This is a genomic window from Streptomyces sp. NPDC048612, assembly GCF_043199295.1.
Taxonomy (GTDB): domain Bacteria; phylum Actinomycetota; class Actinomycetes; order Streptomycetales; family Streptomycetaceae; genus Streptomyces.
Map to the genome: position 1 here is coordinate 344,877 of NZ_JBICVV010000003.1, position 26,121 is coordinate 370,997.

Genomic DNA, 26,121 nt, shown 5'->3' on the forward strand with positions numbered 1-26,121 from the left:
CGTCCCGGCACCGCCGCTCCTCGTTCCCGGGGACACCGGTCGGGGCCGCCCGACAAGGCGCCCGGCCCCACGGCGAGTTGCCGCTCCGGGCCGGGCGCCCGGCGGGACATCAGCGGGTGGCCAGCACCCGCGCCGCTCGGGCCAGCACCTGGGGGCGGGTCAGCGCCTTCGGGTGCCGCCGCATGTGCACCACGTCCATGAACGCCTGGTTGACCCCGGAGTCGAGGACAGAGGCCTCGGTGAGCTTGTCGACGGCCCAGCGGGCGAACCGGTAGCCACGGGGATAGGGGCCGTTCACATGGGGCTGGGCCAGGTCCGCGGTCGCCGACAGCTGCCAGGCGGCGTCGACCACCACGGCGGCCCGCCGGAAGTAGTCCCACGCCGGAGCGTGCGGCGCGGCCCCCGCGCGCAGGTACGCGGAGAGACAGGAGGCCTGCAGCGCGGCGAGGGTCAGGCCCTGCCCGTAGATCGGGTTGACCGAGGCGAGGGAGTCCCCCACCGCGACCAGTCCCCCGGGGAACCGGCGCAGCCGGGTGACGTCACGGCGCCGGCTCTCCGGGAAGTGGAAGGTCTGGATGTCGCCCAGCAGGGCGCAGCGGTCGGCCACCTCGTGCAGCGGGGGGACGCAACGCCGCATCCGGGCCAGGAAGTCGGCCGGGTCGCGTCCCGGGCGGTGGTCGGTGTAGCCGGCCAGCACCACCATCCAGCGGTCGTCCTCCACCGCCACCATGGCCCCCGGTTCGCTGAGCGTGGGCTGGTATCCGCTGGCGGGGCCCGGTGAGGCGTGCGCGACGACCGTATCGGGGAGTTCGTCGCCGCGCCGGAAGACGGCCGTGGCGTAGCCCAGGTCGATCCGCATCCGGCGCTGCGGAGGCTGCTCCCAGCCGGCGCGGAGCAGCCAGGTGCCGAGGCGGCTGGCGCGTCCCATGGCGTCGACCACCAGGTCGGCGTCGAGTTCCGACGTGGGGCCTTCCGTGTCCGGGGTGCCGTCCGCCGCGGAGTACCGCACGCCGCGGACCCGGCCGTCGCCGAACAGCAGGTCGTGGGCGCGCCCGTGGAGGAACCGGACCTGGGGCAGGGCCATGACCCGTCGGCGGACCCGGCTTTCGATGAACGGCCGGGACGCGCCCAGCATCCGCAGCTCGGGGACGGGGGCCTTGAGCGCGCCGTCCACGTAGAACTGCACCTCGGGGCCGGTTCCCAGGCGTGCCCCGCCGGCGACGAGTTCCCCGGTGATGCCCGGGAACCAGCGTTCGAGGTGGGTGTGGCCCATGGACAGCAGGGCGTGCAGTTGCTGTCGTTGCGGAGCGCCGCGGCCGGTTCCGTCTTCCCCCAGGTCGTCGGCTTCGAGGACGACGACCTCGTCGGCGTGGTCGCTCAGGACCCGCGCGGCATACAGGCCCGCGATGCTCCCGCCGAGGACAACAGCGCGTTTCACAGAGATCCCCCAGTTGGTTCGATGACGCCCCCACGCCACCGGGAACCGGGCATGGTCAGTCGCCCGGACCGGCGCGGGAGCGGGCCAATTCTGCCGTAGCCGGCTACGGCTGCTCGGCCACCCCGGCGGCGGACCGCTGCCCACGGACGGCCTGGAGCGCGGTGGCGACCAGCGGGTCGGTGAGCGCCTGGGCGACGCGCAGCAGCCGTTGGCGTTCGCCGGAGGCCGGAGTGTCCTCGCCGGGCAGCGCCACCTGCGGTCCCCCGGGCGGCTGGGGCCGGCCGGCCTGCCCCAGCTCCGCCGCGTCCCGCCGGGCCGCCTGCAGGCGCTGTACGGCGTCTCGCAGGGCAGCGGCGGTGGCCGCCGCCGCCAGGTCCCGTTCCGAGAGGCGCCGGGCGTCAGCGGCGCCCCGGGACGCCTGTTCTTCGTGCGCGGCGTGGACGGCGGCCACGGGCAGCGGCGACACCCAGGGGCGCAGCGCGCGCATCCCGTCGAGGATCTCGATGACCCGCCGGTGCAGGTTGAATCCGACGTTCCAGGCCAGGCGATGGCTCCGTGCGCTGTCCACGCTGAACGCGAGGTCCTCGTCGACGCCTTCGACGACGAGGTCCCACAACGGCTGCAGGGCCCTGATGTCGCGGCGTTCGCGCAGCCATGCGCCCACCGCGGCGCCGGAGAGTCCGTAGCTGGTGATCAGGGCGCCGATCGAGCCGAAGGTGGAGCCGAGCACGCCCACGGCGTCCAGGGAGTGGTTGCCGAAGGCGGCCAGCACGATGGCCGGCACGGAGCAGACCACGTAGCCGAAGACGAACAGCATGGCGGTGCCGAAGGAGCGCAGCGCGCGCTGGAACCGGGCGTCCGCCGGCTTCAGCTTGCGGCACTGCCGGTAGGTGTTGAGGGTTCCGCAGGCCAGGGTGGCCAGGAAGACCCCCAGGAACACCTGGACCAGCGGATCGACCGCGAAGTTGGTGTTGAACTTGAGGGGGTCCGTCGGCCCGGACAGGTCGGCGGAGCAGAACGTGACGACCATGACCGCCGGCGCCGCGACGTACGCCGCCGACCACCCCATGACCCGGCGGCGCAGCACCTCGGGGCGCTGCCGCAGCCGCGGGTCCCACAGCACGGTGAGCAGGTGGAGGAGGGAGAAGCAGGTCAGGATGCCGACGTAGACGGGGAGGGTGGCGAAGGTGGGGATGCCGGTGAGGTCTCCCAGCAGCCGGTACCCGGCGGGTGCGGCCATCGCGAACACCAGGCCGGACGCCACGAAGTTGACCGTGATCAGAGTGAGCGTCGGGGTGCGGTCGCGCAGCAGGGCCAGGCACTTCCACCCGGCGACCACGAAGTCGATGACGGCGATGGCCAGGTAGACGACGTTCGAGGCGCTCTCAGACACCGGACCTCCGGTGGGAGAGTGCCGAGGAGAGGAACCCGTTGGTGCGCTGATCGCGCCGCAGTTCCAGGTGGCGTTGCAGCATCACGGTGGCGAAGGCCTCCGCCCGCCGCTCGTGGGCGCTGTCGTAGTGCGAGCGGTTGAGGACCTGGAGCACCGGGCCGGTCTTCAGTCCGGGCAGCAGCTGCCGCACGGTCTCCTCCGTCATGAGCTGGCCGGAGGAGCCGTCCTCGGCCGGGTGCTCCTCCCACAGGTGGAACAGTTCGTGCAGGCTGACGTGCAGGCGGGTGAGTTCGTTCGCGGTGGAGTCCACCACGATGAAGTCGCGGTCCCTGCCCCGGGCGCAGAAGCCGGACACCTGCTGCGGGAGCGGTACTTCGGTGATCGTGATCGGCTTGTTGCGCCGCACGGCCACCGCGTCGACCAGGCCCTGCATGTCCCGTACGCCGGACAGTCCGAGGTCGCGGTGGACGAGACGGGTGACGGACCAGGTCGCGAAGAAGACCGCCAACTGCTCCCGGAGCGAGGCCCACGCGGAGCTGGGCGGCCGCCGGCGGGTGGGCTGCGGCGCTTTCGCCGGCTGCGCTGGACCATGACGACGGGGCCACCACATGAACGGTTACTCCTACGGCTGTTGCTGCGCTCGGGGTGCGGACGGAACGGTACGGGGCGCGGGCAGACCTCGCGCCCGGCAGGCAGGGGGCGGCCGGTGCGCGAGGGCGCGGCCGGTCTCACCGTCCGGCCGGGCCGCTAGTGTGCCGTCCGTGCGGCGCCGGTGACCGGCGAGGGGGGCCGAGCGCGTCACGGGGCCTCCTCTGCTGGGGCGTTGGGCGGTGTGCGTACCGTTCTGAGCCAGAGTGACTGTAAGGCTACGGAGAGGTGCCGTACGGAACGCCCCTCCCGGGACGAACGGGAGAAAGCCCGCCACGAGCCGGGCGCCGCGCCGGTCCGGACACCGTCCGCCCTCCTCAACTACAGCTCCGGAACGGCCCCTTACCTACGCAAAAGACCGGACCGCCCCACAGTGCGCCGCACAAGGGACCCCATGCCGACGCGCGCGATTTTAGTGCAGCCGTCAGGTCTTTCGTAATGGAAAAGTTACCCTGCCCTCCCGAGCGATGTCCCGCGGGAGGACGGGGCCGCCCTGAGCCGCCGTTTCTGATCGTCCCCGAGAGGACTCAGGACCATTCCGCAGCCCGTCGCTCTGCGCGACGGCGGTGCCCTGGTGGATTTTCAGCCGAGACGGTCCGATCCGTCGCGGCAGCCGGCAGTTGTTCCCGCGTGGCCGTACGGGACGCGGCAGTTCGCAGCCCAAGTGGTACGCGTGCGCTTCATCGTGTCCCTCTTTCACTTCCGGGCCCCTTGGCCTGCGGGCCGGACCTTTGCGACTTGGAGTCGCGACCACCTGTGGGTTCGGCACGCGGGCATCTCACTTCCCGAGAACATTCCCATGCAGACAGGAATGCCCGGAGACACCCTGTTTGCCCACCCTCGTGCTCACTCGCGACTGGTCCAGGCTAGGAGGGATGTCCTACGCTTTCCAGGTCACTTTTTTCCAGGCAAAACCAGCCCCTGTAAAAGGGTCCGGGAGTGCGCGCAGTTGGAGGAGGCAGCACACTGTGGATTCTGAAGCCATGCGTCAGATGCTCAGCGAACGGAGGGGCTTAATTACCTCCGAAAGCATGGGAATCATTCGGGGTGACCCTCGGGGGAGGAAGTCACCAGGCCTCTCCCAGGCGCATATGGACCAGCTGACCAACCGTTCTCCGGGCACCTACGGAAGGCTGGAGCGAGGAGCTCTGGACAATCCATCCGCAGAGTACCTTCATGCCATTGCGACCATCCTGGAGCTCACCGAACAAGAATGGTACGCACTTTACGGATACGCTCGCGGGGAACAGCCGCCTTTCCTTGTTTCGGAGGGCGCCCAGGCGTCAGTGTCTCCCTTTTGGGTGGCGGCCTTGGAGGGCTTCACATCCATGGCATACATCTGCGATTACGCCGGGAATATCCTCGCCTACAACGACGTTTCAGCAATGCTGTTCCCGGACCGGCGAGTGCCAGTGAATTCCTTGTGGTGGATGCTGTTCAGCGAAGACGCCCGTAACAAGGTGTTGATGGACTGGGAGAATTCCTGGGCACCAGTGGTGGCAAGTCAAGTGCGCGCGGCCGTAGCCCAGCACAGGGATAATCCAACGCTCCTCCACCTGAAGGAGCGTTGCCTCGCCGACCCGCGTACGCGGGATCTGTACAAGAGTGTCCCCTCCGGCTACACCCACCCCGACGGCGACGAACAGCCCCTTTTTCATGCCGAGTTGGGGCCCGGCTGGGTCAGCATGTGTGTAAGTGCGCCACTGAGCTCTCCGGAAACCCGCCTGTTCCTGCTGATGTTCCGAAGAAACGGCGATCCCAGACCCCGAAGGCCACTGCTTCGGCCGGGGATTCACTCGAACCCTTCCGCATTCCACGATGGGCCTCAGCCTTAGACAGGGTTTCTTATGGTGTTGATGGTCGTTGAGCAGTGCATGGCGGATCTGGTTGAGCGGTTGGTGCCGGATGAGTTGTGGGTCTTGTTCCGGCGGGTGGTGCCGCCGACGGAAGTGAAGCGTCCGCAGGGCGGAGGCCGGCGCCGAGCGGGTGACCGTGAGGCGCTGGCGGCGGTCGTGTTCGTCGCTACGTCGGGCTGTACCTGGAGGCAGTTGCCTCCTGTGTTCGGTCCGTGCTGGCAGACGGTCTACCGGCGTTTTGCCCAGTGGAGCCGAGACCGGGTCTGGGCCCGGCTCCACCGTGTCGTCCTCGATGAGCTCGGGGCCAGAGGCGAGCTGGACTGGTCGCGATGCGCGATCGACTCCGTCAGCGTCAGGGCGGCAAAAGGGGGCCTTTGACGGGACCGAATCCGACCGACCGCGGCAAGCTGGGATCGAAAATCCACCTGGTCACGGACCGGAACGGACTGCCGCTGTCCTTGGGAATCTCCGGCGCGAACATGCACGATAGCCAGGGTCTTGAGCCGCTCGTCCGCGGCATTCCGCCCATCCGTTCCCGCCGTGGCCCGCGCCGTCGGCGACCGGCGAAGCTGCATGCCGACAAGGGCTACGACTACGACCACCTGCGCCGATGGCTCTGCAAGCGTGGCATCCGGCACCGCATCGCCCGCAAGGGCATCGAGTCCTCGCAGCGGCTCGGCCGCCACCGTTGGGTCGTCGAGCGGACCGTTTCCTGGCTCGCCGGCTGCCGCCGACTCCACCGCCGCTACGAGCGCAAAGCCGACCGCTTCCTCGCCTTCGTCGGCATAGCCGCAGCCCTCATCTGCCACCGCCGCCTCACCAAATAAAACGACGTCTTAGACGTTGTTCCACCTGGTGAGTCTTCGGTAGTCGATGAGGGTGGCGGCTGTGCCGACGAAGCGAGGAAGCGTGCGGGCCGGCGTTCAGGACGGCGGTGCAGGCGGGGGCATCCGGCGAGCCAGGAGAGTGTCCTCTCGACCGGGACCAACCGTTCCACCAGATCCGTCACACACGGCTCAGCGACCCATCTCTCCATCAGAAACGGCGGCTCAGGGCCTCAGCGCCTCAGGGCGTGGCGATCGGGAAGGCCGGGTCGGGCTGCTCCAGAAGGGTGCAGCGAGCCCCTGTCCCCTGCCTGGTACAACGCCCCTTACGTCATCGGCCTGACGGTCCTCGCGCTGCTCAGCTTCGGACTGGTCCGCCGCTGGGGCAAGGTCGTACCGCACTGGGTGCCGGGGCTGGGAGGGCGGCGCATCCCGCCGCCCGCCGCGATCGTCCCCGCGACCTTGGGCGGCCTCTTCTTCACCGCACTCGGCATCCGCTGGCTGCACCAGGCCGTTACCGTCGGCAGGGCGGCCTGGCCATTTGACGAGGGCTGGGATGCCCTGGCGATGAGCGGGCTGATGACCCCTGTGGGGGCCACTGCTTCTGGCTCTCACCTATGCGTACTACCGACGCCGCCGGACCTGATCCAGTCTTCGGGGAGAACGGAGGAGAGCAGCACTCACAAATCGAGCCCGCTCCCCTGGGGCCCGTAGAGATCCAGCAGGCGGACGCGGGTGCCGTGCAGCCGGTCGGCCACCGTTTCGGCGACATAGCGGTACATCGCCCGGCCGAGGATGGGATCGGACTCGCACAGGTCACGGACCACCTGGGCGTCGAACTCCACGGCCTCGACGGGGCCGACGGTCTCCGCGCCGAAGTGCCACAGATAGGGCGGGAACAGCCAGGACCAGCCGAGCAGTTCGTCCCGGCCGAGCGTCTCGACGATCGCGGCGCGGCGTCCGGGGACCCGCTGGTCGAGGACGACCTGTCCGCTGTGGATGATCCAGAAGTGGTCCGCCCTGCGGCCCTCCTCGAAGAGGCGGGTGGCGCGCGGCAGCGACACCTCGACGGCGATGTCGGTCAGGCGCCGGCGCCGGTCGGGCGGCATCGCATGGAACAGGTGTCTGCTGGTGGCCATCGCGTCCTCCGCTCGCTCCCTGCACGATATGCGGAGGTCTGCGGGGATTGCGGGAAGGCTCGGCGGGCGGGCGGCTGACAGGGTAGGGCCCCGGCCGGGTCAGGTCATCTGGCGCCGTACCAGGTCGTGCAGCGCACCGCCGGTGTCGGCGAGCAGCTCCGCCGGGGCGCCCTGCTCGACGATCCGGCCCTCCGCCATCACGATCACCCGGTCGGCGTCCATGACCGTGGACAGCCGGTGGGCGATCACCAGACGGCTGGCGCTGAGCTTGCGGGTGCTGTCGATGACGATGCGCTGGGTCTCGTTGTCCAGCGCACTGGTGGCTTCGTCGAAGAACAGGATGCGCGGGCGGCGGACCAGCGCCTGGGCGATCATCAGGCGCTGCCGCTGGCCGCCGGAGATCGCGCCACCGCCGGAGATCATGGTGTGCAGGCCCATCGGCATCCGCTTGATGTCCTCGGCCAGGCCCGCCATCTCGGCGGCCGCCCAGGCCTCTTCCTGGGTGAAGGCCTCGGCACCGCAGATGCAGTCCAGGATCGATCCGGTGAGCGGCTGCGCGTTCTGCAGCACGACCCCGCACTGACGGCGCACCGCCGCCTGGTCCAGGGCGGCCAGGTCCTGGCCGTCGTAGAGGACGCTGCCGGAGGTGGGCTTGTCGAAGCCGATGAGGAGCCGCAGCAGGGTCGATTTGCCGCAGCCGCTCGGTCCGACGACGGCCACGAACTCGCCCGGCTGGACCCGCAGCGAGACATCGTCGAGGACGAGCGGCCCGTCCTCGGTGTAGCGGAACGAGAGCTTCTTGGCCTCGATGCCGCCGGACAGGGCGCCGGGCTGGGCGCTGGACCCGCGTACCTCCGGCTTCTCGTCCAGTACCGGCTTGATCTGCTCGAACATCGGCATCGCGGCGGCCGCCGAGATGAAGGCGCCGGTGATCTGGGTGACCGAGGTCAGCAGCATGGTCACCGACGTGTTGAAGGTGAGGAACGAGGCGGCCGACATGCTGCCGCGGGCCGGCCCGGCCAGCAGCATGAACATGGTGAGCGAACAGAGCGGCAGGTAGACCGCGTTGAGGACGGTGGTCAGGTTCTTGATCCGGCCGGCCTTCTGCTGGAGTTCGCGGGAGCGGGCGAACTCGCGGGCCCAGGCCGCGTACGCGAAGCTCTCGGCGGCGGCGACCCGCAGTTTGGGCAGGCCCCGCAGCGTCTGGAACGCCTGGTTGTTGAGCTTGTTGCCGAGCTTGACCAGCCGTCGCTGCCAGCGCAGCTCCCACAGGCCCATGGCGAGGAACACCGCCCCGATCACGAGCAGCATGGCGACCGCCGCCAGCGCCAGCGGCACGCTGTAGACGAGCAGCAGCACCAGGTTCATCGCGCCGATCGTGCTGGACTGCACGGCCACCGGGCCGAGGCCGGACAGCACCCGCCGGATGCTGCTGATGCCCATCGCGGCGCTGGCCAGCTCGCCGGTGGAGCGCTCGGTGAAGAACTTCGTCGGCAGCCGCAGCAGCCGGTCCCACACGGCCGGCTGGAGGGTGCTCTCGATACGGCCCTCCATCCGCAGAACGGTGAGGTTCTGCAGCAGCATGAAGGCCGCGGAGACGATGCTGGTGATCATGACGGCCAGGGAGACCTGCACGATCAGGCTGCTGTTCGCGCTCGGGACGTACTCCCCGAGCACCTTGCCGGTCGCGATGGGCACGAGGGCGCCGAGCCCGACGGTCACCAGTCCGCTCAGCGCCAGGTTCCGGAGGTCGAGGCGGCTGCCGCGCAGGCTGAAGAGCATCAGCCGCCACAGGCTCATGGACCGCTCGGGCAGCGGTCGGTAGAACATGACGGCGCGCGGTTCGAGTTCGTCGGCGTTGTCCTTGCCGAGGCGCATCCGCAGCCCGGAGACCGGGTTGACCGCCTCGTACCGGCCCCGGCGCCACAGCAGCGCCACCGGCGCACCGGACTTGGCGCGGTGGCCCACCAGGGGACCGGTGTTGGTCCGCCACCAGCGTCCCTGGAGCCGGACCGCGCGGGTCCGGACGCGCGAGCTGACCGCGATCCGTTCGACGGGGGTGATCCGGTCGTTGACGGCGCCGCCCTTCGGCGGCTCGGTGAGCGTGATGCCGGCCGCCTCGGCGACCGAGCGGCAGACCGCGAAGGTGGTGTCGTCCCCGGTCCGGTCCGTCGTGGCGCCGCCCCGCCCGGCCCGGTCACGGCCGATGGACGCCAGCAGCGCCTGGTCTGCCCGTTCCCGGACGGTCTCGCCCGCCTTGATGCCGGCCGCCGTCCGGTCCTCGTGGGCGCGCTCCAGCTGCTCGATCCAGCGGTCGACGGCGGACAGCAGCCGGTACTGCTGATTGACCATCTGCTGCCACAGCGCGGGGTCCACCAGCAGGTCGCCGGCCGCGTCCGCGCCGTAGGAGGCGCCGTACTGCACGCTGCCGGGCGGGACCGGCATCCACAGGATGTCGTCGTCGGCCACCGCGTCATCGCCGGGCCGGCCGTCGAGCGGTGCCTCGAACAGCACGCCCAGACTGCGGGCGGTGCCCAGCGCGAAGGCGTGCTCCAGTGCGGAGGGCGCCTCGGCATGGCCGCCGTACGCGGCGTCGTGGCCGTAGCCGTCCTGCGTGCCGTACTGCGGGTAGGATCCGGTGTCGCCGTACTCCCCGTACTCGTACCGGGGCAGCTCGCGCAGCGGGATGCGGCGCAGCAGGCAGTCCTGGGAAGGCCGGCCGAGCAGGGTGTGCTGCGGGCCGTCGACCGGGCCGAGCAGCAGGGTGCCCGCTTCGAGCCGGCCGAGGAAGTGCCAGTGCCCTTCCTGGGCGGCGTCGACCGCGAAGAGGTCCAGCGAGCCGCCCGTGACGAGCCACAGCACATGCGGGCCCTCCAGGGGGACGCTGCGCAGTCCGGTGCAGTCGACCGGGGTGCCGAGGCCGCCCAGGGCGTACGTCACGGCGTCGGTGTCGCCCGGTCCCACGACCGCGGGCGGGGGTACGGACACGTCAGTGCTCCTTGACCAGCTCGGCGTACGGGCCCCCGGCGGCGACCAGGTCCTCGTGCCGGCCGCGTTCGACGACCACCCCGTGGTCGAGGACGACGATCTCGTCGCTGTCGCGGACCGTGCTCAGCCGGTGGGCGATGACGACGCAGGCGCAGCCGCGCCGCCGCAGGTTGTCCATGATGATCTGCTCGGTGCGGGCGTCCAGCGCGCTGGTGACCTCGTCGAGGACCAGGATGCTGGGGCGCCGGACCAGGGCGCGGGCGATCTCCAGCCGCTGCCGCTGCCCGCCGGAGAAGTTGCGGCCGTCCTGCTCGACCCGGCTGTGGATGCCGTCGGGGCGGGGGGCGATCACCTCGTCGTAGAGCCCGGCGTCCTGGAGGGCGGTGATCACCGCGTCGTCCGGGATCGACGGGTCCCACAGCGCCACGTTGTCGCGGACGGTGCCCTCGAAGAGGAAGATGTCCTGGTCGACGAAGGAGACGGAGGCGGCGAGGGCGCTGCGGGAGAGGTCCTCCAGCCGCTGTCCGTCGATGCGGATGGTGCCTTCCCAGGGGCTGTAGAGCCCGGAGATCAGCCGGGAGACGGTGGACTTCCCGCTGCCGGAGCCGCCGACCAGGGCGACCTGCCGGCCGGGGCCGACGGTCAGCGAGAAGCCGGTGAGCAGCGGTTTGTCCAGCGGGCTGTAGCCGAAGGTGATCTCCTCCAGCGTCACATGCCCCTTGAGCCGGCGGGTGTCGGCGTCGGGCTCGGGGCGCGAGTAGAGGGTGTCGACGGGGAAGCTCTCGACGTCCTTGAGACGGGCCACGTCGGCGGCGAAGTCCTGGATGCGTCCGGCGACTCCGTTGAGCCGGGTGAGGGGCGCGGTGAAGCGGGTCACCAGCGCCTGGAAGGCGACGAGCAGACCGATGGAGATATGGCCCTCGACCGCCCGCATGCCGCCGATCCACAGGATCAGCGCGCTGTTGAGCGTGGCGAGGGTGGGGGCGACCACGGCCAGCCAGGCGCTCGGCACGCCCAGCCGCTGCTGGACCTCCAGGGTGGTGGCGTGCTGGCCGGCCCAGCGGCGGAAGTAGCCGTTCTCCCCGCCGGTGGCCTTCATCGTCTCGATGAGCTGGAGGCCGGTGTAGGAGGTGTTGGTCAGCCGTGCGGTGTCGGCGCGCAGCTTCTGGGTGTGGGTGGACCGCAGCCGGATCACGATCCGCATGGCGACGACGTTGAGCAGCGCGATGCCCACGCCGATGACGGTCAGTTGGGGGTCGTAGGTCCACAGCAGGAAGGCGTAGAGGACGACGACGATCCCGTCCACACCTGCGGCGGCGAGGTCCCTGGCCAGGGTCTCGGCCACCGCGTCGTTGGACTGCAGCCGCTGGACCAGGTCGGCCGGGCTGCGCTGGGAGAAGAAGGTGACCGGGAGTCTGAGCAGGTGGCGCAGGAAGCGGGCGCTGGTGAGGGTGGAGGAGATGATCCGGCCGCGCAGCAGGTTGGCCTGTTGCAGCCCGGTCAGTACGGCGGTCAGCGCGACCATCGCGGCCATCGACGCGAAGAGCGGCCCCAGCAGCGAGGTCTGGTTGCCGATCAGGAACATGTCGATGTACGTCCGGCTCAGCGCGGGCACCGCCGCGCCGACCGCGACCAGCAGCAGGCTGGCGAGCAGTGCGGCCAGCAGGGTGCCGGTGGTGCCGCGCATCCGGGCGGGCACGGCGCCGAGGACGCCGGGCTTGCGGCCGCCCTTGTGGAAGGACTCGCCGGGTTCGAGGACCAGGGCGACGCCGGTGAAGCTGGTGTCGAAGTCCTCCATCGCCACGAAGCGACGGCCCTTGTCGGGGTCGTTGATGTAGACGCCGCGGCGGCCCATGCGGCGGCCCATGCCGTCGTAGACGACGTAGTGGTTGAACTCCCAGAACAGGATCGCCGGCCCCTGCACCTCGGCGAGGGCGGCCGGTTCCATCTGCATGCCCTTGGCCTGGAGGCCGTAACTGCGGGCCGCCTTGAGCAGGTTGCTGGCGCGCGAGCCGTCGCGGGAGACGCCGCAGGCGATCCGCAGCTCTTCGAGCGGAACGTGCCGTCCGTGGTGGGCGAGCACCATGGCCAGCGAGGCCGCGCCGCACTCCACGGCCTCCATCTGGAGGACGGTGGGGGTGCGGACGGTCTTCGTCTTCTTCGGCTTCGGGGCGGGCGCGGCACGGCGGGTGCGGCGGGCGCCGGAGGCGGGTTCCGCGCGGCGGCGGCCGCGGACCGGCGGCGGCAACTGCTGCTGCGGTGCGGGGGATTCGTGCGGGGCGGTCACGGCAGCAGCCAATCGATCGGGTGCTGCGCGGCCAGGTGGACGGCGCCACTGGCCGGCGTCATGGAGTCGACGGCGTACGGCGGGCCGTCGGAGGTGGACCAGGCGTAGCCGGACTTGCTGTGCGGGGCGGCGTCGAGCTGTACCAGGACGGCGACGGGCTGGCCGTGGCGGGAGAACTCCTCGCCGAGCTGGCTGCTGCCCAGGAAGGTGCCGATCCGCTGGCGGGACTGCGCCGTGCGGCCGACCGCTTTGACCCGTCCGCGCAGGACGCCGTACTGCTGGGTCGGCACGGACTGGACGGTGAGGTCGACGGAGGCGCCGACGGGGACGGTGGCGCCGCTCCCGGCCGGGACGTACAGGGTCGCCGTCAGGGGGTCGTCGGCCCGTGCGACGCGTTCCACGGAGGCCACATCCGCTCCGGTCGTGACGACCGAGCCGATCGTGGCGACCATCGTGGTGAGCCGGCCGGCGGCGAGCGTACGGACGACGGTGGTGGTGCCCTGGGCGGTGCGGACCCGCAGGACCGGGGTGTGGGCGGCCACCCGCTTGCCCTCTTCGGCGAGGACGGCGGTGACCTGGCCGGCGACGGGGCTCTGCAGGACGTAGCTGCCCTGGCCGTGGGTGAGGATTCCGGGTGCGTTCAGCGTGGACGACACGGTGCCGGTCACCGCCCATATGGAGGCGGCGGCCACGAAGAGGACCGTGACGATCAGTACGAGCCAGCCCTGGGGACGGGCGAACCGCACCGGAAGGTCGATCTCCTCGGGCGATTGCAGCTTGGAAAGGGCCTGTTGGCGGAACTGCACGACACTCTTCCCTCAACTGCAACGTTCTGGTCGGACGGGTGGTGGCCGGTGCCCCGGGGCCCGGATGGAGTCCGGGCGGACCGGGGCAGCCGGCCCGGCATGTCGGCAAGGAGGGGGCGCCGACCTGCCGGTGTCACCGTTCAAAGCCGGCTGTGCCGCTCAGCGGCACAGAGGGGCTCAGAGACCGGCGACCAGGCCCGTGGCGGTGCCGACGACGCCCGCGGTGTCCGTGCCGGCGACGCTGTCGACCAGGCCGGTGGCGGTGCCGACGGTGCCCGAGACCGGGGCGATCGAGTCAACGGTGCTGGTGGCGGTGCCGACCACGCCGCCGACGAGGCCACCGGACACGTTGTCCAGGTCGCTGTCGGAGATTTCCTGCGTCTGAACCTGGGGGGTGGAGTTCATGATGATTCCCTTCGGATGAATATCTCGAAAAAACCGCGCCCGAACCGTCCGGTGGAGCGGCCCGGCCGCGGCAGCGGCAGTCGGGTTCCCGTAAACGAGAACCGGGGGGTGACTCCCGCAGTGCGAAGGATCAAAGCACGCAGGTGCGTTGCGCTGCTAATCGGGTAGCCGCAGATCCGGGCACGAACAGGCCGTCGAAATACCTGACGTGCACGCGCGTCCATGACTTGGTGGCAGCTTCTTCACATCTCCTTCGGTTTCTTTTCCGGAGCCCCGGTTGTCACGCGTTCAACGAACTGGACATTCCGCCATCAAACCGCTGAGCCGCAGGTCAGCGTAGGAATGGCACACCGGAGGCCGTGTGCCGACTGCACATTCGGTGTGCAGATCCTTTGAAGATCATCAATTTCTGCGGCACCTCGGCGCAGTCCGGACAGACAACTCCGACGCGCCCTTCCGGCAGTGCCGCGCCAAATGTTGCCAGGGCATTAAATGTGCCCGATTCGCCCGGAGTTCTCGGGCGAAATTGGCGGCGTTGAACGCAATGAATAGACCCATCGGCGCTATCCATATGCCATTTCCATGGAAACCGATCGAGTGGCCGGAGAACGGACATAACCGCATAACGGAGCACCTTCGGACCCGTCGGTAATGGGCGATTGGCACCGGCTCACCGGCGGCCCGGCACACCCCGGTGGCAGCCGCTCACCCGGTGGGGCACCGTGAGAGGACCGCTGCGGGGCCGGCGCCCCGGGAAGGAGCCGTACGTGGAGCCCGTCGAGGCGCTGGCGCGGATCGCCTTCCTGCTGGAGCGGCAAGGGGCGGTCACCTACCGCGTCCAGGCCTTCCGTACGGCCGCCGCGGTGATCGGCGCGCTGCCCGCCGACGAGGTGACCCGGCGGGCCCGGAACGGTTCGCTGGGACGCCTCAAAGGGCTGGGCCCCAAGACCACCCGGGTGATCGAGGAGGCGCTCGCGGGCACGCCGCCCGGGTATCTGACGCATCTGGAGGAGGAGGCGGGCGGCCCGCTGGTCGACGGTGACCAGGGGCAGCGGCTTCGCCGGGCGCTGCGCGGCGACTGCCATCTGCACTCGGACTGGTCGGACGGCGGCAGCCCGGTCGAGGACATGGCACGGGCCGCCCGCGACCTCGGACACGCCTGGTGCGCCCTGACCGACCACTCCCCCCGGCTCACCGTCGCCCGCGGGCTCACCGCCGAACGGCTGCGCCGGCAGCTGTCCCTGGTGGCGGAGGTCAACGAACGGCTGGCCCCGTTCCGGCTGCTGACCGGGATCGAGTGCGACATCCTCGACGACGGCGCACTCGACCAGGAGCCGGAACTGCTGGAGCGGCTCGACGTGGTGGTCGCCTCGGTGCACTCGAAACTGCGGATGGAGAAGGCGCCGATGACCCGGCGGCTCCTGGCCGCGGTCCGCAATCCGCTGGTGGACGTGCTCGGGCACTGCACCGGGCGGCAGATCACCGGCAAACCGCGCCCGGAATCGCAGTTCGACGCCGCCGAGGTGTTCGCGGCCTGCGCCGAGCACCACACCGCGGTCGAGATCAACTGCCGCCCCGACCGGTTCGATCCCCCGCGCCGGCTGCTCCGTCAGGCACTGGCCGCCGGAACCCTCTTCGCCATCGACAGCGACGCCCACGCCCCGGGCCAACTGGACTGGCAGATCTACGGCTGCGCCCGCGCCGAGGAGTGCGGCGTCCCGCCGGAGCGGATCATCAACACCTGGACGGAACGCCAGGTGGCCACCTGGACCCGGACGGGCCGGACCCCGCACGGCCGACCACGCACCGCACCGTAATTCCCGCCCGCCGCGGGACCGGCGTTGCTAGGCTCACCGCCCCATGGACATACGTACGGAATCCGGGATGGTCCCCGTCCCGCCGGGGCGGGTGACGCTGTCGGACCGGCGGACGCGGCGCAGTTGGCCGGTCGAGCTGGCCCCGTACCGGCTCGCGGCCGTCCCGGTGACCCAGGAGCGGTACGCGGAGGTCACCGGCGAGCGGACGGGTGACGCACACGGCGACCGGCTGCCCGTCGAGGGCATCTCCTGGTGGGACGCAGTCCGGTTCTGCAACGCCCTGTCCGTGCGGGAGGGCCTGGCGCCCGCCTACCGCCTGCAGCCCGACGCCGAGCGGGCCGAGTGGGACACCGCCGCCGACGGCTACCGGCTGCCGACCGAGGCCGAGTGGGAGCACGCCTGCCGCGCCGGTACGACGGAGGCGCGGTACGGGCCGCTGGACGAGATCGCCTGGCACCGCGGCAACGCACGGGAGCGGCTGCACGAGGTGGCCGGCCGACAGCCCAACGCCTGGGGCCTGTACGACATGCTCGGCAATGTGTGGGAGTGGTGCTGGGACCTCTACGACGCGGAGGTCTACGGCAGCTACCGGGTGCTGCGCGGTGGCGGCTGGTTCGACGAGCACTGGAGCTGCCGGGCCTCGGTGCGCCGGCGCAGCCATCCGACCCTCCGGATCGACGACGTGGGCTTCCGCCTCGCGCGTTCTCTCTGACGGCGCCGGGGCGGGGCTCGTGGCGCGTCGTCAGGCGGTGTGGGGCGCGGGGGCCGGGGTGCCGGGGGTGGCGGGGGTGGCGGGGGTGAGACGCAGCGCCACCACATACGCGACGACCACGGCCACGATCACCAGTGGCATCACGGTCAGCCCGCTCTTCCCGAGCAGCAGCGTGGCCAGCAGCACCGAGGTCATCGGGAGCCGGAGCATCGCCACACACATCGCGCCCACACCCATCGCGAAGCCCGCGGTGAGCGACAGACCGGGCACGTGGGACAGCACGACACCGCCCGCGGCACCGAGGAACAGCGCGGGGAAGATGGGACCGCCGCGAAAGGCGCTCAGGGAGGCGCAGTACGCCAGGCCCTTGCACAGGATGAGCAGCAGCAGCGCGCCCACCGTGTAGCCGGCGCTGTCCCGGAACAGCGACCCCAGCGCCGACTGTCCCGAATAGAGCATCTCGGAGGCGGGCTTGCCGGTGAGCCCGGCGAACGCCACCGCCAGCGCGCCCACCACCAGGCCCATCAGCATCGTGGCCGGGACCCGGTGCCGGACGACATGGCCCTTGAGGAACCGCGCGAGACGCAGCACCCCGGGCCCGGCGCACCCGGCGAGCAGCCCGATGACCAGGGCCCAGCCGAACTCCGGGACGGTCGGCTGGGCGGCCCGGGGAATGTCGTGCAGCGCGAGCGAGTACGTACCGAGCCCGGTCCAGTCCCCCAGCCCGGTGAAGATCAGCGCCCCCAGTCCGGACGCCAGCAGGCCGGGCACCAGCACCACGCCCAGCATCGGACCGCCCAGCCCCGACACCTCCATCAGCAGGAACGCGCCCAACAGCGGGGAGCCGAGCAGGGCGCTGATCGCGGCGAAGCTGCCCGCCGCCCCCAAGGCGGCGGCGGCCTGGTCCGGCAGGCCCCGGTTCAGCAGCCGTACGGCGCCCACGGCCAGCCCGCCGCCGAGGGCGATGAGCGGCGCCTCGGGGCCGAGCACCACGCCGAAGCTGAGGGAGGTCAGGGCCGCGAGGACGACGCCGGGGAGCGCGGAGAGCGGGGGCGCGCCGCTGAGCGCCAGCCCGTCGGCGGGCTCATGGCCCCCGGCGCCGGGCAGATGACGCACGGTCAGCCCGACCAGGAGGCCGGCCACCAGAAGCATCGGGACCGGCCACCAGAGCGGTGTCCCGGCGAAGCCCAGCGCGCGCGGCAGGTCGTGGTAGATCAGCGGTTCCAGTTCGTGGACCAGCGCGAGAAAGCCGAACGCGACGGCGCACACCGGGAAGCCGATCGCCGCCGCCAGCAGCAGGAGCTTGAGATAGCCCCGAGTGCGCACCAGCGCGTAGGGGTCCTGTGGCGCGGTGGCCGCCGTTCCGTCCACCGGGCCGGCTGGGCCGACCGACATGCGCCTCGCCTCCTCGGAACCGGGGCTGCCCCGGCGCCCGCCCGGGCCGCCGCCGTGACGAGCCTGCCACGGCCGGTCCGGGGCGGCACCCCGGGCGCGGCCGGGCGGGGAGCGGCGCGCGCGGGACGGCTGCCGCCCTCACCCCTGGGAGGCCGCCGCCTCCCGGAGGGCGGCGAGCACCGGGCGGAACAGCGGGTGTTCCTCGGCGCCCCGGCGCACCGCGGCGAAGACCCGGCGGGTGGGAGCCACATCGTCGACCGGGCGGACCACCACCCCCGTGAGGTCCATGTCGCGCAGCGCCGAACGGGGGACGAGCGCCACCCCGGCCGCGGCCGAGGCGAGCGCGACGACGGCGCGGAAGTCGTCGGAGGAGTGCTCCAGGCGCGGCTGGAAACCGGCGTACTCGCAGGCCAGGACGACGACGTCATGGCAGGGGTTGCCGGGGTAGGGGCCGATCCAGGGGTCGCCTGCGAGGTCGGCCACGGCCACCTGCTCCGCCCCGGCGAGGCGGTGGCCGGGCGGCAGGACCGCGTCGAACGGCTCGGCGTAGAGCGGGACCCGGGTCAGCCGCGGGTCGTCGGCGCCCGGCGCGCCCCGGTATTCGACGGCCACCGCCACATCGACCTGCCGGTCGAGGACCATCAGCAGGCTGGCGTCCCCCTCGGCGTCCTGGACGCGGACCCGGATGCCGGGCGCGGTGCGGGCGAGGGCGGTGAGCGCGGGCGCGACGACCAGGCCGATGCCGGTGGCGAAGGCCGCGACGGTCACCGTGCCCTCCTCGCCCGAACCGTAGGCGGCGAGCTCGGACTCGGCGCGCTCCAGCTGTGCCAGGACGGCGTTGGCATGGGTGAGCAGGATGTCGCCCGCGGCGGTCAGCCGGACGCCGCGGGCGCTGCGCTCCACCAGACGGTGGCCGGTCTCCTGCTCCAGGGCGGCCAGCTGCTGGGAGACCGCCGAGGGGGTGAGATAGAGCGCGGCGGCCGCGGCGGTGACCGTGCGGTGGTCGGCCACCGCACGGAGGATGTGCAGCCGTCGTGCTTCGATCATGCATCCAGTCTCGCAGGACCGGACGGCGGGCGGTGTCAGCCCGCGAGGGCGGCCCGCGCGCCGACGAAGGCGTCGACCGCGCGGTTGACGTCCTCGGTGGAGTGGGCGGCGGACAGCTGGACGCGGATGCGCGCCTGGCCCTGCGGGACCACGGGGTAGGAGAAGCCGATGACGTAGACGCCGCGCTCCAGCAGCAGCTCCGCCATCCGGGCCGCCTCGGCCGCGTCACCGATCATGACGGGGGCGATGGCGTGGTCGCCGGGCAGGATGTCGAAGCCCTCCTCGGCCATCCGCGAACGGAACAGCGCGGTGTTGGCGTTGAGCCGCTCACGCAGGTCACCGGCCGACTCCAGCAGGTCGAGGACCTTCAGCGAGGCCGCGGCGATCACCGGGGCGAGCGAGTTGGAGAAGAGGTACGGGCGCGAGCGCTGGCGCAGCAGCGCGACGATCTCGGCGCGGGCCGCGACATAGCCGCCGGAGGCGCCGCCGAGGGCCTTGCCGAGGGTGCCGGTGATGATGTCGACCCGGTCCATCACCCCGTGCAGCTCGGGGGTGCCGCGGCCACCGGCGCCGACGAAGCCGACCGCGTGCGAGTCGTCGACCATCACCATGGCGCCGTACTGGTCCGCCAGGTCGCAGATCTCGCGCAGCGGCGCCACATAGCCGTCCATCGAGAAGACGCCGTCGGTGACGACCAGCGTGCGGCCGGTGCCGCCCGCGGTCGCCTCCTTCAACTGGCGCTCCAGGTCGGCCAGATCGCGGTTGGCGTAGCGGTAGCGGCGGGCCTTGCACAGCCGGATGCCGTCGATGATGGAGGCGTGGTTGAGGGCGTCGGAGATCACCGCGTCGTCCGGGCCGAGCAGGGTCTCGAAGACACCGCCGTTGGCGTCGAAGCAGGACGAGTAGAGGATGGTGTCCTCCTGGCCCAGGAAGCCGGAGATCCGCTGCTCCAGCTCCTTGTGGACCTCCTGGGTGCCGCAGATGAAGCGGACCGAGGCGAGGCCGTAGCCCCAGCGGTCGAGCGCCTCGTGCGCGGCGGCGACGACCTCGGGGTGGTCGGCCAGGCCGAGGTAGTTGTTGGCGCAGAAGTTGAGGACCTCGCCGGGGTTCCCGCCGGCGGTGACGGCGACGGTGGCGGACTGCGGGGTGCCGATGACGCGCTCGGGCTTGTGCAGACCGGCGGCGCGGATCTCTTCGAGGGTGTCGCGCAGTTCGTTGCGTACGGAATCGAGCATGGGGGTCTCCTGAGGGTGCGTGAGCGGGGTGGGCCGAAGGGGCGGTCCGGTCTCCCGGCACCGGCCGGTGCGCCCCGGAGGCGAACCGAGCCGGAGGTTTCAGACGGTCCAGTCGAGGATGATCTTGCCGCTGCGGCCGCTGGCGGCGTCGTCGAAGGCGGCGTCGAAGTCCTGGTAGGCGTAGCGGCCGGTGATCACGGGCGAGAGGTCGAGGCCGCCTTCGAGCAGCACGGACATCGCGTACCAGGTCTCGAACATCTCCCGGCCGTAGATGCCCTTGATCGTGATCATGGAGGTGACGATCCGGGACCAGTCGACGGGGAACTGTTCGGCCGGCAGGCCGAGCATCGCGATCCGGCCACCGTGCGTCATGTTGGTGATCATGTCGCGCATCGCCTCGGGCCGTCCGGACATCTCCAGACCGATGTCGAAGCCCTCGCGCAGACCCAGTTCGCGCTGACCGTCGGCGATGGTCGCCTCGCCGACGTTGAGGGCCAGGCTGACGCCGGTCTTGCGGGCCAGGGCGAGGCGCTCCTCGCTGACGTCCGTGATCATGACATTACGGGCTCCGGCGTGCCGGGCGACGGCCGCGGCCATGATGCCGATCGGCCCCGCGCCCGTGATCAGCACATCCTCGCCGACCAGCGGGAACGACAGCGCGGTGTGCACGGCGTTGCCGAACGGGTCGAAGACGGCGGCGATGTCGAGGTCCACCGGGACGCGGTGCACCCACACGTTGGAGGCGGGCAGCGCGACGTACTCGGCGAAGGCACCGTCCCGGCCGACGCCGAGGCCGACGGTGGCGCGGCACAGATGGCGGCGGCCGGCCAGACAGTTGCGGCACTTGCCGCAGACCAGATGGCCCTCCCCGCTGACCAGGTCGCCGGCCTTGACGTCGGCCACGTCGCGGCCGGTTTCCACCACCTCGCCGACGAATTCGTGGCCGAGTGTCAGCGGGGTGTTCACGGCCTGCTGGGCCCAGCCGTCCCACGCCCGGATGTGCAGATCCGTCCCGCAGATGCCGGTGCGCAGCACCTTGATCAGCACATCGCCGGGGCCGATGGCCGGCTCCGGCACGTCCATGAGCCAGAGACCCGGCTCCGTCTTCTGCTTGACCAGTGCCTTCACCGCTGTGGCTCCCGTACGTGCGTGTGACCTGCCGGGCGGCCGCCCGATCTTCCTCAGGAAATCTTCCGTACCTCGGCCGCGCGGTCCATCGAGGATTTCTTAAGCGCGGCCACAGCTGCCCTTTACGCCCCGTGTTCACCGGGATTCCGGGCCCTCTCCCCCGGGACGTGAGGCTGGTCATGCCGCACCGGACAGCGGCACCCGGCCGGGCCGCCGGGCCGGGGCGCGGGACGGGCGCCGGGGGCTTCCGGGCCGCCGGGGCGCTCGGGCGGGCCCGGGAGTGTAAACGTTCGCCTCCGCAAGCGTCGGAATTCATCACAGCTTGAGTGGCCGTGAGACCGGGGTGCACGGGGCTACGTAGGACTGGGTGTGCACCAACACACGGGTGCTGACGCGACGCACCGCGGTCTCCCGTGTGCCTCGTTCCTGTGCGTCCCTGGAGGTCAGTGAATTGAGCCACCGACATGTGAACAAGCGCCTGCGGACCGGCGCCATCGCCACCGCCGGTGTGGCCGCCGTCGCGGCCGCAGCGATCCTGCTCCCCAATGCCAACGCGAGCACGGATCAGCCGGCGGCCCTCAAGACGTTCAGCGCCCACTCCGCCACACAGATGGCGACATCCCTGAAGGCTGACCTGGAGGACAACGGCGCGGGCTGGTACCTGGACAGTTCCAAGGGCCACCTGGTCATGAACGTCCTGTCCGAGGACGACGCCGAGAACGTCCGGGCCAAGGGCGCCGTCGCCAAGGTCGTCCACAACAGCATGACCGCGCTGAAGTCCGGTACCAGGAGCCTGCGCGAGTCCGCCGCGGTGCCCGGCACCGCCTGGTCGATCGACCCGAAGACCAACAAGATCGTGGTGACCGCCGACAGAACGGTCACCGGCGCAAAGATGGCCACCCTGACCAAGGCCACGGACGGTATGGGCACGGGCATGGTGACCGTCAAGCGGTCGCAGGGTGAGTTCAAGCGGTTCGACGGCGGGGACGCGGGAAGCGCGGCGGGCGGGGCGGCCGGCAGCGCCGCGGGCGGTGCGGGAGACGCGGCGGGTGGCGCGGGAGACGCGGCGGGCGGTGCCGGAGACGCCGCGGGTGGCGCCGGAGATGCCGCGGGCGGTGCGGGAGACGCCGCAGGTGGTGCGGGAGACGCCGCGGGCGGAGCCGGAGACGGTGGTGGCGGTGCCGGGGACGGCGGGCAGGCCGCCGGGCCGGTCGGCGGCAGTGCCATCTTCGGTGGCAACGCCCGCTGCTCGCTGGGCTTCAACGTCACGGTCAAGGGCGCACCGGCCTTCCTGACGGCCGGTCACTGCGGCAACGACTCCAAGACCTGGTCGGCGGACCAGGGCGGCCAGCCGATCGGCACGGTGGCCGACTCCCAGTTCCCGAAGACCGACTTCGCGCTGGTCAGCTACGACGACACCGCGGCGCAGCCGCAGAGCGCGGTCGACCTGGGCAACGGCAGCACCCAGGAGATCACCAAGGCCGCCGAGGCCGCCGTCGGCATGAAGGTGCAGCGCTCGGGCAGCACCACCGGCCTGCATGACGGCACGGTCACCGGTCTCGACGCCACGGTGAACTACGGCAACGGCGACATCGTCAACGGCCTCATACAGACGGATGTCTGCGCGGAGCCCGGCGACAGCGGCGGCGCGATGTTCTCCGACGACTCGGCGGTCGGGCTGACCTCCGGCGGCAGCGGCGACTGCACCGCCGGCGGCGAGACCTTCTTCCAGCCGGTCACCGACGCGCTGAAGGCAACGGGCGCGGAGATCGGCGCCGGGGGCGGTGACAACGGCGGCGGCAATGCGGCCGGCGGCAGCGACAACGCGGCCGGCGGCGGCAACGGTGCGGGCAACGGCGGCGCGGGAAACGCCGGTGCCGGCAACGCGGGAGCCGGGAACGCCGGCGCGGGAGCGGGCGACCCGGGTGCGGGCGCCGAGGACCCCGGTACCGGAGCGCAGGACCCCGGTGCCGGAGCGGAGGACCCGGGCGCGGGTGCCCAGGACCCCGGCGCGGCCGGCGGTGACGCGCTGAACTGACGGACGGCAGCCCACTGCGCGACCGGCCCCGCCCCTTCGGACGACGAGGGAGTGCGGGGCCGGTGAGCGTACGGCCCCTGAGTGTGGCGGAACCATAGCGACCGCCCGCGGAGCGGTGTCAGAATACCGGCCCTACTCCGACCCTCACTCAGGGGCGTCATGGCGTCGAACGAACTCGATTCCACTATCCCCGTCTTCCGCGGAGCCGGGCATCTGCTGCGCCTGATAGCCGATCTGGTGCGCAGGCCACGGCGCCGGGAGTGCCCGGAGCCGGTGCGGCACCGCGGAGTGGCCCAGGGACGCGAGGGCCTGCCGGTGATCTGTCTGGTCAGCGGGGACGACCACACCCAACTCGCCAGGGGCATCAGCTCGTTCCTCAGCCACGCCGACCCCCGGCGGGTCCCGCACGCTCTGCACGACCTCCGGGCCGGCTCACCGCCCCCGGCCCCGGATTCCGTCGAGGCGGCGCGCCTCGCCCTGGAGCAGCTCGCGCAGGGCTTCGCCCGCAGCGTCCACGGCAGCGACGGACGGGTCCGCTTCCGCCGGTTCGGCCTGGTCAACTGGCTGACGCAGGCCGGGGCGGCCGGCGGCTCCGGATACCCCGGCGGGGTGGAGGGCAACGACCACACCCTGCTGCACGGGCTGCGCGAGCGGGAGTTCCGGCGCCGGCGGCTGTTCGGGCTGCTGCGGTCCCCGGAGAACGAACTCGCGGTGGACGGCGCCGTGCCGTGGTGGGTGTGGCTGTTCGCCGTCCATGTCTTCCCGCTCGCCTGGTTCCGGGTCCGCCGCGGGCTCGGCCGCGAGTACCGCTGGCTGCTCAACCAGCCCTATCTCGCACCGCGCGACCCGGGCACCTTCATCGGCTTCGCCGAGCGGCTGACCGCGCCCCACCACCAGGTCGAAGATCCGGAACAGTTACGCAAGCTGATGGTGAACGCCTTCCTGGAGGACCTGCGGGTCGCGTTCCGCCGCCGCATCTGGCGCCCCCGTACGGCCCGGCGCACCGCGTACTGTGTGGCGCTGCTCGACGGGGCGGACGCCGGCAACCGCGGCTATCCGCTGCTGCAGACCATCATCGACGTACGCAACGAGACGGGCGCCTTCGACCCGCTGCTGGTCATCAGCTGCGGCGCCGAGCCGCCCGCCGACGGCACCGGCATCCGGGCCGACTGGGGCCACAGTTCCCTGTGGGAGCCGGCCGACCGGCTCTACGGCGGCTGGCGGGACACCTTTCTGCACCAGGGCCGGGCCCGTAACCGCGCGCCCTGGTATCTGCCGGTCAGCGTTCCGCGGCTGCTGCCGCCGTCCGACGAGAGCTATGAGCTGACCCGGCGGCTGGAGGTCGCCCAGGACGCCCGGCTGCGGATTCCCGAACCCCCGCTGTGGGCCCGCCGGGTGGTGTCGGTGGCGGCGGCCTGCGGGGTCGTCGTCGCGCTGCTGGGGGCGGGCGGGCTGGTGCTGGGCCGGGAGAGCGGCTACCGGCAGGCGCACTGCGGTCTGCACCGCTTCGAGGACGACGCGGACACCCTGCGCACCGCGGAGACCGGCGAGTGCATCGGGGTGGCACGGAACGGATTCACCTTCCACTCCCCCGACCCGCTGCTCAACAAGACCCTCCGGACCATCTACGCCCAGAACGCCCGCGCCGAGGAGCTCCATCGCGCGGCGCCGGAGCGCCCGTTCGTCACCCTCGTCCATCTGTCGGCGCTGCTCAGCGTCTCGGGGAAGTCCACCGGGCAGCTCGCCTACGGGCGCGAGGCGCTCCAGGGCGCGGCGAGCGCACAGTCCCGGCAGCTGCGCAGCTCCGGCGCCGCGGAGCCGATCCTGCGCCTGTTCCCCGCCAACGCCGGCTCGGGAATGCGCTTCGGCACCCGGGTGGTGGACATCCTGGAGGGGCTCAAGCGGCAGGACGCGTCCCTGGTCGGGGTCACCGGACTCGACCAGAGCCGGGAGGCCACCAACCGGACGATCCGCAGACTGACCGCCGCGGGACTGCCGATGGTGGCCACCACGCTGTCGGCTGACTCGCTGGTACGGCAGTCCCCGATGTACTTCCAGGTGTCGCCGCAGAACTCCCGGGAGGCGGCGGTCGCCGCGGCGTACGCCGATCACGTCGTCGGTCACGACCGGCGGAAGCCGGTCCGGCAGGTCCGGATCGTCGGCTCCGCCGATCCCAGCGACACCTACAGCAAGACCCTCGGCGAGGATGTCGCCCGGCGCTTCCGTGCCCGCGGGTTCACGGTCGAGAGGACCTTCTTCACGCCGCCCCCGCCGCCGGGCACGGAGCCCTCGTCGGACGCCCCCGGTCCGGGGACGGTCGGCCGGCGGAGCTGTTCCTACCCGGGCGTGGTGTTCTTCGCGGGGCGCTCGGAGGACTTCGAGTCGCTGCTCGGCGGCATCAACGAGTCCTGCAACTCGGACCCGCCCGCGCTCCTCGGCGGCGATGACGTGGCCCGGCTGGCCGCCGACGCGGAACGACGGCAGCACTACCCCGGTATCCCGTACGACTTCCTGGACTTCACGCTGGGCTCGGCGCGCTGCGACGACACCAGCGAGCTGTACACGGAGCTGAGCCGGCTGTTCCCCGAGGAGTGCGCCCAGGTCGCGAACTCCTCGCTGGACGGTCACGCGGCACTCGGTTTCGACGCCGTCAAGCTGTACGTCAACGCCGTCAAGCAACTGCGCGAGGATGCCGCGCAGATGCCGTTGACCCCGCCCGCCGTCTGGCATGCGATCAGCGGTGTCCACGGGAACGAGGCGCTCGACGGGGAGAGCGGCATCATCAGCTTCGGCGGCGACGTGGACCGCCAGGTCCCGTTGGACAAGCTGCTGTCCGTCCAGCACATCGACGGCGCGGGCCGGCCCACCCAGGCGGGGTTCTGCGGCCGGGTCGGCGGACGGGAACAGTCGTCGTGGTGTCCGCCGCTGGAGGCGGAGCAGGGGCGGTGACGGAGGCGCCGCGGCG

The 26,121-nt window shown here is 71.6% G+C and carries 18 protein-coding genes and 1 pseudogene; 6 read left to right on the forward strand and 13 right to left on the reverse strand.

Going from position 1 to position 26,121, the window contains the following annotated elements:
• Positions 1-109: 109 nt before the first annotated feature.
• From ACGFN2_RS07570 to ACGFN2_RS07580, 3 genes are all read right to left on the reverse strand, one after another.
• Complete coding sequence (locus ACGFN2_RS07570; protein ID WP_393358295.1) at positions 110-1,438, reverse strand: NAD(P)/FAD-dependent oxidoreductase; 1,329 nt, start codon at positions 1,436-1,438, stop codon at positions 110-112.
• A gap of 103 nt (positions 1,439-1,541) precedes the next feature.
• Positions 1,542-2,831, reverse strand: a complete 1,290-nt coding sequence (locus ACGFN2_RS07575; protein WP_393358297.1) for an MAB_1171c family putative transporter — start codon at positions 2,829-2,831, stop codon at positions 1,542-1,544.
• Positions 2,824-3,441, reverse strand: a complete 618-nt coding sequence (locus tag ACGFN2_RS07580) for a hypothetical protein (RefSeq protein WP_393358299.1) — start codon at positions 3,439-3,441, stop codon at positions 2,824-2,826. Before ACGFN2_RS07580 ends, ACGFN2_RS07575 begins: the two co-directional genes overlap by 8 nt.
• A gap of 1,129 nt (positions 3,442-4,570) precedes the next feature.
• On the opposite strand from ACGFN2_RS07580, the gene ACGFN2_RS07585 reads away from it, so the two are divergent.
• Both ACGFN2_RS07585 and ACGFN2_RS07590 read left to right on the forward strand, forming a co-directional pair.
• The gene (locus ACGFN2_RS07585) at positions 4,571-5,314 is read left to right on the forward strand and encodes an XRE family transcriptional regulator (RefSeq protein ID WP_393358301.1); all 744 of its coding nucleotides are present in this window, start codon (positions 4,571-4,573) and stop codon (positions 5,312-5,314) included.
• Positions 5,315-5,353: 39 nt separating this feature from the next.
• Positions 5,354-6,162 (forward strand): IS5 family transposase gene (locus ACGFN2_RS07590; RefSeq protein WP_393358578.1). Its coding sequence is split into 2 segments (ribosomal slippage): positions 5,354-5,701 and positions 5,704-6,162, totalling 807 coding nucleotides; the frame shifts between segments, so codons are not numbered across the junction.
• A gap of 9 nt (positions 6,163-6,171) precedes the next feature.
• Here ACGFN2_RS07590 and ACGFN2_RS07595 read toward each other — a convergent pair.
• The 6 genes and pseudogenes from ACGFN2_RS07595 to ACGFN2_RS07620 all read right to left on the reverse strand — a co-directional run.
• Positions 6,172-6,314 (reverse strand): annotated as a pseudogene (locus ACGFN2_RS07595) (IS5/IS1182 family transposase); the annotation flags it as partial.
• A gap of 525 nt (positions 6,315-6,839) precedes the next feature.
• Positions 6,840-7,298 carry a cyclic nucleotide-binding domain-containing protein gene (locus tag ACGFN2_RS07600; protein ID WP_362611420.1) on the reverse strand — a complete coding sequence of 153 codons (459 nt, stop codon included), beginning with the start codon at positions 7,296-7,298 and terminating at the stop codon, positions 6,840-6,842.
• Between the two features lie 99 nt (positions 7,299-7,397).
• Positions 7,398-10,286, reverse strand: a complete 2,889-nt coding sequence (locus tag ACGFN2_RS07605) for an NHLP bacteriocin export ABC transporter permease/ATPase subunit (RefSeq protein ID WP_362611421.1) — start codon at positions 10,284-10,286, stop codon at positions 7,398-7,400.
• A 1-nt stretch (position 10,287) separates the two neighbouring features.
• Complete coding sequence (locus ACGFN2_RS07610; protein ID WP_362611424.1) at positions 10,288-12,573, reverse strand: NHLP family bacteriocin export ABC transporter peptidase/permease/ATPase subunit; 2,286 nt, start codon at positions 12,571-12,573, stop codon at positions 10,288-10,290.
• Positions 12,570-13,379, reverse strand: a complete 810-nt coding sequence (locus ACGFN2_RS07615) for an HlyD family efflux transporter periplasmic adaptor subunit (RefSeq protein WP_362611426.1) — start codon at positions 13,377-13,379, stop codon at positions 12,570-12,572. The genes ACGFN2_RS07610 and ACGFN2_RS07615 overlap by 4 nt, the downstream gene beginning before the upstream one ends.
• Before the next feature lie 177 nt (positions 13,380-13,556).
• Positions 13,557-13,784, reverse strand: a complete 228-nt coding sequence (locus ACGFN2_RS07620; RefSeq protein WP_362611429.1) for a type A2 lantipeptide — start codon at positions 13,782-13,784, stop codon at positions 13,557-13,559.
• Positions 13,785-14,551: 767 nt separating this feature from the next.
• Here ACGFN2_RS07620 and ACGFN2_RS07625 point away from each other — a divergent pair.
• Together ACGFN2_RS07625 and ACGFN2_RS07630 are read left to right on the forward strand one after the other, a co-directional pair.
• On the forward strand, positions 14,552-15,601 hold the full coding sequence (locus tag ACGFN2_RS07625; RefSeq protein WP_393358305.1) for a PHP domain-containing protein: 1,050 nt from the start codon (positions 14,552-14,554) through the stop codon (positions 15,599-15,601).
• 43 nt (positions 15,602-15,644) lie between these two features.
• A complete protein-coding gene (locus ACGFN2_RS07630; RefSeq protein ID WP_393358307.1) occupies positions 15,645-16,313 on the forward strand; it encodes a formylglycine-generating enzyme family protein in 669 nt (222 codons plus the stop codon).
• 30 nt (positions 16,314-16,343) lie between these two features.
• Here ACGFN2_RS07630 and ACGFN2_RS07635 read toward each other — a convergent pair whose 3' ends face one another.
• From ACGFN2_RS07635 to tdh, 4 genes are all read right to left on the reverse strand, one after another.
• Entirely contained in the window at positions 16,344-17,708 is a 1,365-nt protein-coding gene (locus tag ACGFN2_RS07635; protein WP_393358309.1) for a chloride channel protein, read from the reverse strand.
• Positions 17,709-17,846: 138 nt separating this feature from the next.
• Complete coding sequence (locus ACGFN2_RS07640) at positions 17,847-18,755, reverse strand: LysR family transcriptional regulator (protein WP_362611436.1); 909 nt, start codon at positions 18,753-18,755, stop codon at positions 17,847-17,849.
• Positions 18,756-18,790: 35 nt separating this feature from the next.
• Entirely contained in the window at positions 18,791-19,990 is a 1,200-nt protein-coding gene (locus ACGFN2_RS07645; RefSeq protein WP_393358311.1) for a glycine C-acetyltransferase, read from the reverse strand.
• A gap of 99 nt (positions 19,991-20,089) precedes the next feature.
• Positions 20,090-21,118: an L-threonine 3-dehydrogenase gene (tdh, locus tag ACGFN2_RS07650; RefSeq protein ID WP_393358313.1), complete on the reverse strand. Its 1,029-nt coding sequence runs from the start codon at positions 21,116-21,118 to the stop codon at positions 20,090-20,092.
• A gap of 466 nt (positions 21,119-21,584) precedes the next feature.
• Between tdh and ACGFN2_RS07655 the strand changes: the two genes are divergently transcribed.
• Positions 21,585-23,156, forward strand: a complete 1,572-nt coding sequence (locus tag ACGFN2_RS07655) for a S1 family peptidase (protein WP_393358315.1) — start codon at positions 21,585-21,587, stop codon at positions 23,154-23,156.
• A gap of 159 nt (positions 23,157-23,315) precedes the next feature.
• Positions 23,316-26,105 carry a hypothetical protein gene (locus tag ACGFN2_RS07660; protein ID WP_393358317.1) on the forward strand — a complete coding sequence of 930 codons (2,790 nt, stop codon included), beginning with the start codon at positions 23,316-23,318 and terminating at the stop codon, positions 26,103-26,105.
• Positions 26,106-26,121 lie beyond the last annotated feature (16 nt).